The 331-nt window shown below is 47.4% G+C and carries 1 protein-coding gene; it reads right to left on the bottom strand.

Annotated elements, in window-relative coordinates:
- On the bottom strand, window positions 1-331 hold a 331-nt coding region (locus ACLI1A_RS19590), incomplete at both ends, for a hypothetical protein (RefSeq protein WP_411410387.1).

Below are 331 nucleotides of genomic sequence, written 5' to 3' on the forward strand. Positions count from 1 at the left end.
CCCGTCGTTAGTAGTACCGGTTACATCGGCAGTAAGTGCATTTGGCATACGGATAAGGTACGCCTTAGCCGAAGTAAATGAATTAGCAGACGATACCGGCCAGTACGCATTTATATTATACCCCACCGTTGCGTCGTAGTCGTACTTGTACTCGTAGTAACGCACTGCATTTGTTGCAGGAGAGAAGTTGTACAGCGTTTGGTTGTCTACCGGAGACGACCATAGAGTGTAATCCAGCCTGAACAGCGGGTTGCTGGTCTTGTGGAAGGTTATTTTACCACTGTTAGCATTAGTTGTTGTTGCTGCTCCCTGTAGTAGTGCAGCGTTGTTT

Source organism: Flavobacterium sp. RHBU_3 (assembly GCF_046613565.1).
In the GTDB taxonomy this organism is placed as follows: Bacteria; Bacteroidota; Bacteroidia; order Flavobacteriales; family Flavobacteriaceae; genus Flavobacterium.